The sequence below is a fragment of the Pedobacter heparinus genome (genome assembly GCF_032678725.1).
Lineage (GTDB): Bacteria > Bacteroidota > Bacteroidia > Sphingobacteriales > Sphingobacteriaceae > Pedobacter > Pedobacter heparinus_A.
This window is the reverse complement of record NZ_JAVTSC010000001.1, coordinates 700,603-715,196: the sequence shown is the minus strand read 5'-3', so window position 1 is coordinate 715,196 and position 14,594 is coordinate 700,603. Positions and strand designations below refer to the sequence as shown.

Genomic DNA, 14,594 nt, shown 5'->3' with positions numbered 1-14,594 from the left:
TTATTGATATTTATTTAAATAATCCTGTAAACCACCTTTCATGCCCATTCCTACAGCTTCAAATTTCCATTTTCCATCACGTTTATAGATCCTGCCAAATTCAACTGCGGTTTCGATCGAAAAGTCTTCTTCCAGCTCGTATTTAAGCAATACTTCATTGGTTACCGCATCAAAAATACGTACGAATGAATTCCTTACCTGACCAAAATTCTGTCTCCTGCTTTCCGCATCATGAATGGTAACCACCACACAAATCTCAGCAACCGCAGCACCAGCTAAAGTCAGGTCAACTTTAATCTGCTCATCATCTCCGTCACCATCACCCGTTAAGTTATCACCGGTATGTTCAACAGCTCCGTCCGGCGATTTCAGGTTGTTATAAAAAACCAGGTGTTCATCAGATACCAGTTTTTTATTGTCGTTCAGCATAAACACAGAAGCATCCAGGTCAAAAGCAGTTCCCGTAGTAGAGCTGTTGGTATCCCATCCCAAACCAATGGTGAATTTGGGCGCATCAATATTTTCTCTTTGCCCTTTTTGTAAGTTAATGGCCATAATTAGATCAATTTATAGTTTTTGTTATTTATGTAGTTCTTTAAAAAATTCAAATTTCTGGAATAGCAATCAATGGTATGGTAACTATTACCTAACGACAGATGATACAGGTTATATATAAAATCTTCCGTTTGCCGCTCAAGAAATAAAGAGAAGCTGTTAAAATCGCAATTTAGGATATATTTAACAATCCTGGTATTAAAACAAAAATTACCGCTTCTGATGATCTCATCCAGGTCAAAAATAGACCTGACCTTATGATAGTTCAGGTAATTTTCTACATTCGGATGCACGTCCTGGTTGACCAGCTCTGCAAAATAAAGCATGTAAATCTCATTTTTCAGTTCATATTCCTTCACCATTTTAAGGATCATCTTTTCATGGCTGCCAGTGATCTTGATATCGTCCAGAAAGAAAAGCACCTTATCCTTTAAAAAATCCTTATCAATATGAAAAGAATCGTTACCAATCAGTTTAATTCTGTCCTCAGCACTCAAAGCCCCATAATCATCTTTATAAGTAATCGTCCTGTGCACCTTAGCTTCCTGAACAACCATTCGCCCGTTTTCTACCAGCCAGTGGTTAAGCTGGTAAACAAAATAATTCTTCATGGCAAAAGTAGCTGTAGGGATAAAACAGTACGGACTGGAGATCACTACAATCTGCTCAGACAGCAGGTTATCTTCCAGAAAATCCTTTATAAAGCCATCCGCCAGGTCTTTACCAAACTTCTTAGCCACCAGGTCATCCCCAAATTTAAACTGGCTGTAATCGTCAGCACTAAACCCAAAGCTGGTAGTATGGTGTATTTTATGTAAGGAATAAGTATATGGGATCATAAAAGCAAATGGCTTATAGATAAATGATTTGAGTTAATTTGCAAACTGCTGATGCCAACTGTTTCTGCACCTTTTACATCTGCGAGCGGGTTGTCCCCTATGTGTATGATGTCCTGTAAATTCAATTCCGGATGCCTGTTTTTGTCGATGGAGTCCAGCATCAGCTGAAAAAACTGCCGGTTAGGTTTGGAAAGCCTGACCTCATCAGAATACAGCTGAAAATCCAGTAACTGATCCAGTTCAAGCGCATTCAGGATTTTTCTGAGTGTTCTTCCTTTAATAAAACCGGTGTTGCTCAGCAAGCTGGTTGTACTTAATCCCGATTCCTTTATCCGCCGCAATACCCCGGCACTTTCCCCGCAATAAACTTCGGGCAGATATTTAAACACCAGGGCCTCCATTTCACGGTACAGTTCATCCACATCCACACCTTGAAAATCTGTCGAATAATTATTCAGGATACTGATCACCATCAGGTACATCTCTTCTGCATCAATATTTTTTCCGGTTTTCTCATTAATGCTGTTCACCATCAGGTCTACCTGCCTGAACACCAGGCTAACTTCTTCAAAACTCTTTTTTGCCGCATTAAAATTGGTATAAAAATACTTTGCCCTTTCCGTTTTAAAAGCCGGATTAGATTTGATCAGTGTTAACCAGAGGTCGAAAGAATAATGTTTATATAAAGGCATTTGTTGAGCGTGTTTTTTTAAGTTTTGACGCATTTCAAACCCTAATGTTACAAATTTAGGGTTACAGTCCGAAATTTAATTTATAAAAACAGCCCTTTAACCCACCTTATCTAAGGATTTCCTGTCATTTAAGGTTGCTGCTTTATATTTACTGGGCGTAAGGCCTGTAACCGCTTTAAACTGGGTTGATAAATGTGCACTACTGCTATACCCCATTTTGTAGGCGATCTCATTCAGGTTTAACTCCCCATATTCCAATAGCTCCTTCACCTTCTCGATTTTTTGCTGGATGATATATTTTTCAATGGTGAGGCCCTCGGCATCCGAAAACTGCCTGCTTAAATAAGTATAATCCTTATTCAGCTTATCTGCAATCAGCTGGGTCATGCTCTGATGTACTTCGTTCAGCTCAGAATAATGGACCAGATCGATCACCTGAGTTTTGATCTGTTCTACCAGCTGGTCTTTTTCCTTGTCCATCAGTTCAAAGCCTAAACCAGCCAGATCGGAACCGATGTCCTGAAGCTGACTTACACTGGCTGCCGGTTCGATTTCAATTTTCCCTAAGGAGATCTCCTTCACTTTAAACCCAAAATTTTCCAGTTGCTGTCTGACGATCAGGATGCAGCGGTCACAAACCATATTTTTCACATATAGCAACATAGGCAATCAAATTTATGTTGATCAAAATAGTACATACTTACAAATATAAGGCAATAATTGTACTGTTGATGTCATTAATCTTTGCTGGCCTGTAACCCGTTTATAGGGTAAGTTCCCCATATCAGCTTCATAACGGGTTCATGACGGCTCCATAACGGGTTCGCCTCGGCTAAAGCCGTTCTGAACAGGATATAAAGCTGTGATGATAGCATCATAGGCTATACTGCTCAGACAAACCAGATACCCGGATAAATTTTTTATTCAGGCGGCATAGGGGTAAGAGCCGATTTCGTTGTCCCAATTAAAACACGAAAAAAATGAGCTTTACATTTTACAAAATCAACACCCAATTACTGGCGCTTCAAACCCTGATCGCTTCGCTTTTGTTAATAGCAGGTATAAAATCCTTTGCGCAAAAAAAGGTACCCGGAAAAATCCACTTCGGCATCATCTATCCTTTAAGTACCAACGGAACACATGCTCCACTCGATACCAATAACCTGTCCATTCACCTGCTTGCCGGAATTTCCGCATCAGAACAAGGTGCATCTTTTGCGGGCCTTTCCAATATTGTCCGCAATGACACCAGGGGATTCCAGTTTGCAGGCTTCTCCAATCACATTGGCAAACAGGCCAATGGAGGGTTATTTGCCGGCTTTTTAAATACCTATGCAGGTGGCGAGGCAATTGCAATTGCCGGATTTAGCAATATAGCCAGCGGAGCTGTTAAAGGTGCGCAGTTTGCCGGCTTCGCCAACATCGCAAAAGCTGTAAACGGCGTTCAGTTCGCTGGGTTCGCAAATGTAGCCAAAACGGTAAAAGGCCCCCAGTTCGCGGGTTTCATCAACCTCAGTAAAAAAGATGCAGCGCTGCAGTTGGCGGGTTTTATGAATAAAGCTAAAGACGTGAAGGGTTCCCAGCTGGCGGGGTTTATCAATATTGCCGGAAAAGTTAAAGGTGCCCAGCTGGCCGGATTTATCAATGTAGCCGACAGCAGTGACTATCCCATAGGCATCATCAATATCATCAAAAATGGCGAAAAAGGCATTGGCATCAGTACCGATGAAACGCTGACTACCCTGCTTTCCTTCCGGTCCGGAGGAAAAGTACTTTACGGCATCATTGGTATCGGCTACAACTTTAAGAATACCGATGAAGTCTATGCGTTTGAAGCGGGCCTGGGTGCGCATTTGTTCCAATCCTCATCCTTCCGTTTAAATGCAGAAGTGGTAGGGACCGGCCTGGAAAGTTTCAAAGCCGGGGAATATTTTAAAACATCACTTCGGCTGATGCCCGCCTTCAAGATCAGTCCGAAAATTGAGATCTTCGGCGGCCCTTCCATCAATTACCTGAACACCAATACCTTTGAAGGGAGAGGCTTAAACAAAAGCTATATCTCCACCTGGGAAAACAGATGGGGCAATAACTTCCAGGCCCTGTACATTGGCTACGGCGGAGGTATACAATATCTTTTTTAACAAACAAGCAAGCAAACAAACATCAATTCCAATCAAAACACCATTATGAGAACTTTAATCCTACTTGCATTATCTGGCATTTTATTTACCAGCTGCACCAAAGACAAATTAACCGCCAGTGGCGATAAAATAACTGAAGAACGTTTTCCAGGCGATTTCAACGGAATCAACACCAGCGGATCGACTACCGTACAAATTACCTACGGCAGCGAATTCAAAGTTGTACTGGAAGGATCCAACAACCTGATCCCCTATTTCAAATCCAATGTGATTGGCAATACCCTGTACCTGGGTTACGAAAATGCAAGTGTTCAGCACGACGATGTAACCGCTTTTGTAACCCTGCCATCCATTAGAAAAGTTTCCATCAGCGGCAGCGGAAAAATTAACCTGCATGGCAATTTTCCGGCAACAAGCGATTTCAAGGTATCCATCAGCGGTTCCGGTGATGCAAGCGTACAGGATGCTTTTGATGCAGATGAAGTTTTGGTTAATCTGTCCGGCTCTGGTAAGGCTGATCTGCAGCAAGTAAACGCAAAAAAAGCTGAAGTCAGCATTTCCGGCAGCGGCGATGCCAGGGTAAGGGTGCAGGAAAAGTTAAAAGCCAGGGTCAGCGGAAGCGGTAAGGTTTATTACACAGGCAACGCCGATGTAGATGCAGATATCAGCGGATCAGGCAAAGTCATAAAGTTTTAATGCTCCAGGAATTTTGATCATCACAGCATGTTACAGGATCTAAAAAATAATGATGGCCTGAAAGAACTGTTGTTCTTCCTGTTTGCCAGCCCAGACAGAACCTTTAAACACAAGGCAGACAAAGCCTTACAGCCCTCCAAAACACCTACACCTATAGGTATGAGGCTGCTCAGAAGTCTGTTGATCATCATCACCATGCTCCTGCTGTTAAACCAGTTATTGTATGCGCAGCAAATTGAAGCCCGGCAGTTACCAACACCAAAAGGCAATAACCTGTTGTTCTTTCTGCAGCGTAATCCCGATGCGAATACCGTAGTTTACGAGCTGAATTACGAACACGACGGTACCTTATCCCCAAAAAATCCAATTAAAGGCTCATGGATCAGGTATGAAGAAGCACAGCAGTTTAAAGCGCTGACCCATATGGAAAAGAAATTTGCTTACGGCGTACAAAGCAAAGCCATTGGCGAAGATGAATATGAGATCAGGCTGGTAGCTTATAAAAAAATGCCCATGTACCTCAGGAAATCAGAAACTGATCAGAAATACCACATTTACATCAAAGATGAAGGTAAAAATCTATTGCTTAAACGGGTATTTGTAAGAGTAAAAGGCGGCAGTTTTTGGTTTCCAAAGGTACAGTATATAGATTTGATCACCATCAACAGCGCAACGGGAATAGAAATTTTAAAGAGAATAAGAACCTGAACTGATATATTTGAATAAGAATTAAGCACTTGAAGTTAAACAGCAGCACTCCGGTAAACCCACATCAGCTATACGATGACCAGGCTTTTGAGCAATTGTTCAAGACGCATTTTAAGGCTTTACATGCTTATGCCCTGGCCATCTTAAAAGATGAAGACACCGCAGAAGAAATTGTACAGCAAATGTTCTTAAAGTTTTGGGAGAAAAGAACGCTCCTGAACATCCAGAGCTCCGTTAAAGCCTATCTCTATAAATGTGTTTACCACGATAGCCTGAACTTTTTAAAACACGAGAAAATTAAAACAAAATACCAGGATTTTGCCAGCTATACCATGAACAGCCACCACGAACCCGCCTCATCAAAAGTAGAAATGACCGAACTGGAGTACCGGATCGCCGAGGCACTGAACGAATTGCCGGAGCAATGCCGTACCATATTTCAAATGAGCCGGTTCGAAGAATTAAAATACAGGGAAATTGCAGCGCAGCTTGGACTGTCTGTAAAAACAATTGAAAACCAAATGGGTAAGGCGCTAAAGCTCATGCGCCTGAAGCTGGCCGACTTCCTGTCACTCATTTTACTGGGCCTGATGTATTACCGGGATTTTTTTAATTAGCAGCAGCATGAACGATGAATTATTGATAAAGTTTCTTTTAAAAGAAACAAGTGAGGAAGAAAGCATCACCGTGCATAAATGGTTGAATGCCTCCCCTTCCAATGAAAGCCATTTTAAACAATTTAAGCGAATATGGGAAAGCAGCAAAAAACTTTCGGGCCAGAGCCAGGTTAACGGCGATGAAGCCTGGTTAAGGTTTAAACAAAGAACAGCAACTGCTAAAGCCAGCCCGGGCCCTGTTGTCCGTTCGTTGAAAGCGCTGCAGCCATGGTTAAAAATTGCGGCGGTATTTGTACTGATCGCCGCTGCATGGGCTGTTTACAGTGTCCTTTCCCCGGTTACTTATACCGCATTGGCTTCAGGTAATACCATCAGCAAACAATTGCTTCCAGATGGCTCGGAAGTTACCCTGAATAAACATGCAGCACTCAGTTATGCTTCCAATTTCAAAAGGAACAGGAGTATCCGTTTACAAAAAGGCGAAGCTTTTTTTAATGTAGCTCACGATAAAAGCAGGCCCTTTGTAATCGACGTAGACAAAGTAAGCGTACTGGTTGTTGGTACCTCATTCAACGTTAAATACTTTAACGGGCAAACTGAAGTTATCGTGGAGACAGGAATTGTAAAAGTAAGTCTGGGTAAAACTGAAATAGCCCTGCATAAAGGAGAAAAGGCAGTGATCAAAAACGGCACCGGCAAATTCAGGAAAGCACAAAACGAGGACCAGTTGTACAATTATTACCGCAGCAAAGAATTTGTGTTTAACAATACACCCTTATGGCGCGCAGCTGAAGTATTAAACGAAGCCTATGGTACACAGATCCTGATCAAAGATCCTGCTATTAAAAACAGGACCATCAATACCACGCTAAGAACAACAGCAAGCCTGGATTATAATTTAAGTATCATTTGCGATCCGCTGGATATCAGATTTGTGCGTAACGAAAACCAGATCGTATTGTCTAACCTCATCAAATGAAATTAAAACTTACGCTTATCCTGTTGGTCCTTAACGGGTACCTGCAAGCCCAGATGCCGCTTGCGCCTGCCAGGCACAACCTGGAAAAAAGAGTGAGCATAACCCTCAGCAACACCAGCATATCCGAAGTGCTGAAAAAAGTAAGCCGGGCCGGGGAGTTCTATTTCTCCTATAGCGGTACACTGTTTAAACAAGACAGCCTGGTTAGCCTGGACATCAGAAATGAGCCCGTTAGAGAGATATTGAATAAATTATTTAACAATAAGGTGGATTATAAAGAGAACGGGGATTATATCATTTTGCGGTATGCCGCCAACCACCTCACCATTGAACCCGAAAACATCACAACCGCCGAAAAGCTATACCTCATCAGTGGTTACGTAATAGATACAGAAACCGGCCGTAAAGTTAAGCAGGCCAGTGTTTACGAGAAGCGCCTCCTGCAATCAACCCTTACCGATCAGGATGGCTTCTTTAAACTCAGGTTTAAAGGAGACCACACTGAAGTGATCCTGACAGCCAGTAAGGAAAATTACCGGGATACCACCCTGATCTTTTTATCAGATATTAAAGTAAAACCTGAAGGTTACAAAGACTCCGGCTCAGATGAGGCAAACGGGGTATTCAGCGATGTGGAAAGTTCCGGACTGGGCCGGTTTTTCATCTCTTCCAGGCAAAGGATCCAGAGTTTAAACATTCCCAGTTTTTTTGCCAACAGTCCTTTTCAAACTTCACTTACGCCGGGTTTAAGCTCGCATGGTATCATGAGCGCCCAGGTAATCAATAAATTTTCGCTCAATGTGTTAGGGGGCTATACGGCGGGCACCAATGGCTTTGAAATTGCCGGTTTGTTCAACATTACCAAAGGCGATGTGAAGAAATTACAGTTTGCCGGCCTTTTTAATGAAGCCGGGGGTTCCTTAAACGGATTTCAGGTGGCAGGTCTATTAAACAACGTAAGGGGCGAAAAAAAGGGTTTCCAGGCCGCGGGGCTCCTGAACCGGGTAAAAGAAAATACAGAAGGATTTCAGGTTGCAGGGCTCTGCAACTTATCGTATAAAAACATGATGGGTGCACAAGCTGCCGGTATCATGAACCTGGTGGCAGAAAATGCCCATGGCGTACAAATTGCCGGTATTGCCAACCTGGTGCGCAAAGACATGGACGGTACCCAGGTAGCCGGTATCGGCAATATGACCAGGCACCTGAAAGGTGTGCAAATTGCCGGAATTTTTAATTATGCCAAAAGAATGGATGGTTTTCAGGTTGGTCTGATCAATGTTTCCGATACCTCATCGGGCTACAGTTTAGGGCTGATCAATTTTGTGAAACGTGGCTATCATAAAATCAGTGTCTTTGCCAATGAAACGGTAAACACCAATATCTCGGTAAAAACAGGTAATTCCAAGCTCTATACCATTTTATTTGCAGGCTTAAACCTGTCCGAAAATGAAAAGGTACGCACGGCAGGTTTAGGACTTGGCCATGATTTTCTGATCAATAACCGTTGGGCTATCGGGCTGGAAACAACCGGACAGCTCCTCTATCTCGGTAATTGGGACAGTTCCAACCTGTTGAGCCGGGTACAGGCCAATGTGCAGGTCCAGCTGGTTAAAGGCATCACCCTGTTTGCCGGTCCGGCCTACTCCGTATACAGCAGCGATAACCCTGCCAATTCCAGTTCTGCAGGCTATAAGCAAAACGTGGTTCCAAAGCACCATACCAGCTTTGGCAGCACAACAAAAGGCTGGCTGGGTTTTAATGCCGGCATCACTTTCCTATAAAACACTGTAAAACAAAACCTTGGGCAGTTTGTTGTGCTGATAGCTGTGGTGTAAACACATCATTGACCTGATTGGCGAAGAAATTACCGCAATTTCAAAAGATTGATTAGATTTACACTACGGCACACAATGCTCACAATTAACCCATATCATAAATTTTAATTTAAAACAATGCCACAAGGAACAGTGAAATTTTTTAACGACTCGAAAGGGTTTGGTTTTATCGTACCCGATAATGGAGAACCAGAAATCTTCGTACATGTAAGCGGACTGATAGACAGCATCAGGGAGAATGACAAAGTAACTTATGAAGTCGAAAACGGAAAAAAAGGCCTTAACGCAACAAAAGTTAAGATCGCTTAACTGCTGATAGATTAAACCTTCACCAGGCATCCTTTGCCGGGATGCCTGGTGGTTTCTACACCGAAATCCACAAAAAAAGGTCGCTTTTCTCAAAGCGACCTTTTATATTTTTATTAAACCCGATTAATTTATGCGTTTACACCTTTTTTAAAACTCAATGAGGGATACCAGGCCATAAATCCGAACATCACCACACCATAGATTACCGTTCCATACAGGAATTTCAACTCAAAAGGGATTGCAGCTACCAGGCAAGCCCAGAAACCAGCTATTGTAGGTGGATATAATCCGGGAATATACATCGCACTGATGTCGGCAACCACCCAATGGATCAGGATCACGGTAATGCCGGTAGTGATCAGGTGCTGCACATTGATCTTTTTTAACAACAGCCTGCTTACGGCTATCATCAATACAAATGCAATATAAGTCCAGTACCAGCCCGGGTAGAAAAAGCCGTATCCTGAGGTCTGCGCGATAAAAATATCACTCAGCAATAACACCAGTAAAGTAAGGCCAAATGCCTTGAGCGGGTTTTTAAAATAGGCAGCACCAAACATGGCAATGGCGCCTACAGCCGAAAAATTAGCGAAATCCTTAAAGTTATCCGCATAAGGGGCAGCCGCACGTATCACACTTACCAGGATTACTATCAGCAATAAAATTATAGTACCGGGATTGAATTTAGATTCAGACATGTTCATTTAAATTATATAGCAAAGTTAGGTTATTTCTACAGATAACAAAACAAGCAACACTTAACTTTCTGTTTAAAATTCTCATTTGACCAGGCTGAGGTCGGCTACCCCCATAATTTCTGTAGAAAGTTCTCCCAATATGCCCAGATTGGCCTGAATACCTGTTTGTAGCTTTATAAAATCAATGCCACTCAGGGAAACCGCTTTTCCATCTGCATCTATGGCATTGGCAATATCAAATTTATCACCACCAACCGCATTGTCGGCATAGCCCCATGCAAAAGGAAAGCTGGTAATTAAACTGCCCGGTTTGATCTCTGTAGAAGGCAATAAAGAGCCTTTTAAGGTATATTCATTGCCACTGATCCAGTTTGGAAAAGCCTGGACACCTGTACCGCTGATGCTGACCACACCGGTATTGCCCTTATTGTCTTTCCAGGACACATGACCTCCTGCAGCAGGTTTGGTATAGGTTACTTCATAATTACGGATATATCCTTCCTTACCAAACTCACTCCCCTTTAATTCATACCAGGTATCATCTGGTTTTCCATTTGCATTGGCATCCTGCATCACCCATACCACACCCGGCTCTGCCCAGTTAAATTGGGCGTTGGCGTAAATGATGATATCCTCTTTTTGGCTCTCGTTGATCACTGTATGGTCAAAACCAAAAACAATATAGCCACCCCAGGCCCCCAGTGATACCGCGCCCTCCTGCCCTTCCAGACTTTTGGCCCCTTCCATACTGCCAAGGGTTTTATTGGTATACTGCCCGGGCCCCGGTAAAAACTCGAACACTTTGGTAACGTAACTGTTGCTGCCAGGGCCGGAAGGCACAGTAGGTATGCCCACATTGACCACATATTTATAGCTAAAAACACCGGCGCTGTTGCTGGCTGTATATTCTATATTATAAATTCCGGCAGCCAGAGGGGTAAAATCGTAATCAGCTGCATTGCTTTTAACTAAACCATCCAGCTTCCACTCCTGTTCATACGCCTTATTGTTCACATTAAATGCCGAAAACAAAATCGATTCATTTACTTTCCCGTTGATGGGACTGTCTTCTATATTCATTTTAACCACCGGCACCTGTTCTGTTTCTTCATCTTTGGTACAGGCAGTCCAGCTGGCAATGCCCAGCAGGGCAATAAGGAAGTAAAGTTTCGTTTTCATCTCGTTCTCCTTTTCTTAAATCTTACTTATAACTGTATTTAAAAACAGCACTTTGCGGTATTGAACCAGTAGCAAATTCAAATCTCTTTTTACCATCAGCTCCAAAACAGAAAAACTTGCCATCAGTTGAATAATCGGTTGCATCAGCTAAATATACGTCATTACTGAGTGGATTAACAGTAACACCGTAAATATTGCTTACCGCTGTTCCATCTGTAATAAAATCTGCACCAATAGTAGCATTGGTGATATTGAATGTTTTTATGGCTGATGGATAATCTCCGGTAATTACATAAGCTTTTGTACCTGAAATGGTGATCGCATTTAGATCATAGTTATAAGTTTGAATTTTGCTGTCTGTAACGCTACTTAGTTTTTCAAAGGCAGGAGCAATAAAAGGCTGATACTGTCCTCTGGTAATTACAAACAAATCTCCACTTGCTGAAGCAGCTATTTTATTGGCATTAAAACTTACCGCAATTTCTTTGAGTTTGGTAAAGCTGTTCAGATCGACCACAGAAACAGAAGAGTTTATCGGATTGCTCACATAGGGATGCAAAGAGTTGGTCACATATAACTTATTGTTTACAATAGCCATTTCTTCCATCGCACCACCAGCTTCCAACCTGGATTCTATAGTTAAACTGGCCGTATCTATCCTGGTAATAAAACCATCATAAGCAGAAACATAGGCTTTGTCCTTATAAAAGATCACATTTCTCGGCGAATAATCTTTGGCATCGTTAAAGAAAGGAATTCTTTTAAGTGATTTACCTGTTGCAATACTGATCACTTCCACATAAGCATCTTTAGCAACTGAATTGTCGCCAGAAACCACGCAATACATTTTACTTCCGTATTGTTTTAAAGCACTGGCACCCGTACCCAGGTCAATTCCGTTCTGTTTCTTAAAGTAGTCCTTTTCCAAAGCTTTGGTCGCAATGTCGTAATAGGTAATTGTACTCTTGTTTTGCTGGCCAAACGGTCCTTCGCACAACACATATACTCCCGTTGTGGCAACAGGCTGAGGGTCAATCGGTGGCAGTTTGTCTTTTTTACAGGCACTTAAAGCCAGAACAGCACCAGTTAAGGTCAATAAAGCCTGTTTTTTAAAATTTAAATTTTTCATCATGTTTGTTTTGTTTAGCGAGGCTCTTTTGAAAAAACCTGTTTTCTTATTTTTTATTAGGTAAAGAGGTAAAATTTGTACTTATTTTTTCAGGTGTAAACTCAGGTCAACTGCGCCGCCGATTTCAGCAGAAACTTCTCCCAGAAATCTTGCCCTCGGATTACTGATATCCGGTTCGTAAGGATTCCCATTTGAATTCTGTGCCGTATACACTTTTACAAAATCAATGTGCGTTAGCTGCAGCTTATTACCCTGACCGTCAACCGCCCAGGAAATATCAAAAGAGTTGTAGGCTGCACCAGTGCTTTCCATCAGGGTTTTGAAATCTTCCGATCCATTGTCTGCATATCCCCAGGCAAAGGGCTTATTGGTAATGATACTCCCATCAGATAAGGTATTTTTTAACAGCGTTCCGGTAAAAGAAACCTGGTCCTGCGCTTTGATCCATAAAGGATAATAGGCTTTGCGATGGAAGTTATTTCTTAAAACATAGCCCTCCTTGCCCTGGTTATCTGTCCACCTGATGTCATCGGTTGTATTTTTAGGATTATGATAAGTGATCCTGTAGTTTTTTATCGTCTCTGTTTTATGGTATTCGCTGCCCGCAAGCTCAAACCATTGCCCATCATCTGGTAAACCATTGCCATTCAAATCCTGCATCACCAGCACAATTGCGGGCTCAGACCACTCCATATTTACGCCGGTTAAAGGATTACCGTAAATCCCGATGTCTGCACCCTCCACATTTTCGATGGAATGGTCAAAGCCAAATACCAGGTAACCACCATAGCCACCTAAAGAAACCAGTCCTTCACGGGCTTTGCCTACAAGTGCTTCGGCGGCTTCCGGGCTGCCCAGTCCTTCATTGATGAACTGCCCGGGGGCGGGCATATAATCAAAGATCTTGCTGATAAACTTTGAACTTGCAGCTGTTACAGGTCTTGGTTGGTAAGCCCCTGCATCGGCCTCATTTTTTTTACAGGCAGTTGAACACAACTGAAAAACAGCAATCAGCATCAGTGCCGGCTTCCAGTACTTAACCTGGTTGTTTTTGTGAAAACTCATTTTAAAATATATAGGGTTTAATAAATAAATGCAAAGTGTGCGGGGATATCCCCTGTTTTAACAGACCATTTCATTTTTCCGGCGGCGTTGAAACAGTACAGTGCACCAGGCGAAACGTAATCTTTCGCATCAGATACATAGACATCCTTTGTAAAAGGATTCACTGCAATTCCATAGGGGATGAAGATCTTTTTGTCCGTACCATCGGTAATAAACTTCCTGTCCAGCAATGTCTCGTCCTTCACGTTCAGCATTCCGTAGGTAATGGTATTGTTCCCGGTTAGGTAACTGAATTCCGTGCCGCAGAAATAAGCCAGGTCATCAGCTATGGCCAGGTTACTGATGCCGATATCAAATGATTTTTTAACGGCATCGGTTTTGGTATCCAGCACAAAAAGCTTAGCAGGAATATTATAATAATCTCCCCTGGAGGTCACATAAAGATCCCCGTATTTATCCGCTTTAATCCGGTGCAGGTTAATCGCCACCTCTATATTTTTGACCACCTGAAAAGTATTCAGGTCTAATACCGAAACGGTCCGTTCATAATTCGGTGCGCTGTAACCACCCGAGTTGGCCACATATAGTTTTTCGCCAACTATGGCCATTTCCTCTGGCTGGCGCCCCACTTCTACCCTTTTCTCTTCCAGCAAACTCAGGGTATCTATCCGGGCAACCACACCTCTGGGAGCGTTCGGATCACCAACCCTGCCCAGGTAAGCGCTTACATAAGCCTTTCCCTGATGAAAAGTAATGTAGCGGCAATTGGTCATGTTGATCTGTTTGATCCGTTTCCCGGTATTTACATCCAGTACTTCTATCTTATTGGAGATATTGACCACCACATATAACTTCGATCCGTATACGCCAATGTCATTGGCCACATCACCTAGCCCTTTCACTACTTCCGGATTGGCCTGACCATAAATATTTCTGCGATAAATGCCTTCCCTAAGGTTAAGGTAGTCGAGGGAGGCTTTGTTCATATTCATGTTTCCCTCATTCACCACATAAAAGCCCTTGATCACACTGCCGGGATCGGCCGTTAGGATCTGTGTTTCTTCTTTAGGCGGCAGCAGGTCTTTCCGGCAGGCAGCAAAGCCCAGGCTGCATAAACAAAGCAGAACTAAACCATTGTTCTTTTTCATA

Annotated in this window: 17 protein-coding genes; 7 read left to right on the top strand and 10 right to left on the bottom strand. The window is 42.6% G+C overall.

The window, feature by feature from the left end:
- The 5 genes from R2Q85_RS02885 to R2Q85_RS02865 form a co-directional block, all read right to left on the bottom strand.
- On the bottom strand, positions 1 to 555 hold the full coding sequence (locus R2Q85_RS02885) for a TerD family protein (RefSeq protein WP_316810237.1): 555 nt from the start codon (positions 553 to 555) through the stop codon (positions 1 to 3).
- 2 nt (positions 556 to 557) lie between these two features.
- Positions 558 to 1,394, bottom strand: a complete 837-nt coding sequence (locus R2Q85_RS02880; RefSeq protein ID WP_316810236.1) for a phosphoribosyltransferase family protein — start codon at positions 1,392 to 1,394, stop codon at positions 558 to 560.
- Positions 1,391 to 2,086, bottom strand: a complete 696-nt coding sequence (locus R2Q85_RS02875; RefSeq protein WP_316810235.1) for an HAD family hydrolase — start codon at positions 2,084 to 2,086, stop codon at positions 1,391 to 1,393. Before R2Q85_RS02875 ends, R2Q85_RS02880 begins: the two co-directional genes overlap by 4 nt.
- A gap of 96 nt (positions 2,087 to 2,182) precedes the next feature.
- A complete protein-coding gene (locus tag R2Q85_RS02870) occupies positions 2,183 to 2,749 on the bottom strand; it encodes an AraC family transcriptional regulator (RefSeq protein WP_316810234.1) in 567 nt (188 codons plus the stop codon).
- 74 nt (positions 2,750 to 2,823) lie between these two features.
- On the bottom strand, positions 2,824 to 2,964 hold the full coding sequence (locus R2Q85_RS02865) for a hypothetical protein (RefSeq protein WP_316810233.1): 141 nt from the start codon (positions 2,962 to 2,964) through the stop codon (positions 2,824 to 2,826).
- 102 nt (positions 2,965 to 3,066) lie between these two features.
- On the opposite strand from R2Q85_RS02865, the gene R2Q85_RS02860 reads away from it, so the two are divergent.
- The 7 genes from R2Q85_RS02860 (at position 3,067) to R2Q85_RS02830 (ending at position 9,374) form a co-directional block, all read left to right on the top strand.
- Positions 3,067 to 4,227 (top strand): hypothetical protein, encoded by a 1,161-nt coding sequence (locus R2Q85_RS02860; RefSeq protein ID WP_316810232.1) that lies wholly within the window; start codon positions 3,067 to 3,069, stop codon positions 4,225 to 4,227.
- A gap of 45 nt (positions 4,228 to 4,272) precedes the next feature.
- Entirely contained in the window at positions 4,273 to 4,923 is a 651-nt protein-coding gene (locus tag R2Q85_RS02855) for a head GIN domain-containing protein (RefSeq protein WP_316810231.1), read from the top strand.
- Between the two features lie 27 nt (positions 4,924 to 4,950).
- On the top strand, positions 4,951 to 5,631 hold the full coding sequence (locus tag R2Q85_RS02850; protein ID WP_316810229.1) for a DUF4833 domain-containing protein: 681 nt from the start codon (positions 4,951 to 4,953) through the stop codon (positions 5,629 to 5,631).
- Between the two features lie 29 nt (positions 5,632 to 5,660).
- Positions 5,661 to 6,248 (top strand): RNA polymerase sigma-70 factor, encoded by a 588-nt coding sequence (locus R2Q85_RS02845; protein WP_316810228.1) that lies wholly within the window; start codon positions 5,661 to 5,663, stop codon positions 6,246 to 6,248.
- Between the two features lie 7 nt (positions 6,249 to 6,255).
- The gene (locus R2Q85_RS02840) at positions 6,256 to 7,227 is read left to right on the top strand and encodes a FecR family protein (RefSeq protein WP_316810227.1); all 972 of its coding nucleotides are present in this window, start codon (positions 6,256 to 6,258) and stop codon (positions 7,225 to 7,227) included.
- Positions 7,224 to 9,011 (top strand): STN and carboxypeptidase regulatory-like domain-containing protein, encoded by a 1,788-nt coding sequence (locus R2Q85_RS02835; protein ID WP_316810226.1) that lies wholly within the window; start codon positions 7,224 to 7,226, stop codon positions 9,009 to 9,011. Before R2Q85_RS02840 ends, R2Q85_RS02835 begins: the two co-directional genes overlap by 4 nt.
- Before the next feature lie 171 nt (positions 9,012 to 9,182).
- Positions 9,183 to 9,374, top strand: coding sequence for a cold shock domain-containing protein (locus tag R2Q85_RS02830; RefSeq protein ID WP_316810225.1), 192 nt, complete (start codon positions 9,183 to 9,185; stop codon positions 9,372 to 9,374).
- A gap of 128 nt (positions 9,375 to 9,502) precedes the next feature.
- Here R2Q85_RS02830 and R2Q85_RS02825 read toward each other — a convergent pair whose 3' ends face one another.
- The 5 genes from R2Q85_RS02825 to R2Q85_RS02805 all read right to left on the bottom strand — a co-directional run bounded on the left by R2Q85_RS02825 (position 9,503) and on the right by R2Q85_RS02805 (position 14,593).
- Positions 9,503 to 10,072: a DUF6580 family putative transport protein gene (locus R2Q85_RS02825; RefSeq protein WP_316810224.1), complete on the bottom strand. Its 570-nt coding sequence runs from the start codon at positions 10,070 to 10,072 to the stop codon at positions 9,503 to 9,505.
- An 81-nt stretch (positions 10,073 to 10,153) separates the two neighbouring features.
- Positions 10,154 to 11,251 (bottom strand): cell surface protein, encoded by a 1,098-nt coding sequence (locus R2Q85_RS02820; RefSeq protein WP_316810223.1) that lies wholly within the window; start codon positions 11,249 to 11,251, stop codon positions 10,154 to 10,156.
- Between the two features lie 22 nt (positions 11,252 to 11,273).
- Complete coding sequence (locus tag R2Q85_RS02815; protein WP_316810222.1) at positions 11,274 to 12,383, bottom strand: YncE family protein; 1,110 nt, start codon at positions 12,381 to 12,383, stop codon at positions 11,274 to 11,276.
- 78 nt (positions 12,384 to 12,461) lie between these two features.
- Positions 12,462 to 13,445, bottom strand: coding sequence for a PKD domain-containing protein (locus tag R2Q85_RS02810; RefSeq protein WP_316810221.1), 984 nt, complete (start codon positions 13,443 to 13,445; stop codon positions 12,462 to 12,464).
- Positions 13,446 to 13,462: 17 nt separating this feature from the next.
- Positions 13,463 to 14,593, bottom strand: coding sequence for a YncE family protein (locus R2Q85_RS02805; protein ID WP_316810220.1), 1,131 nt, complete (start codon positions 14,591 to 14,593; stop codon positions 13,463 to 13,465).
- Between the last annotated feature and the right edge of the window lies 1 nt (position 14,594).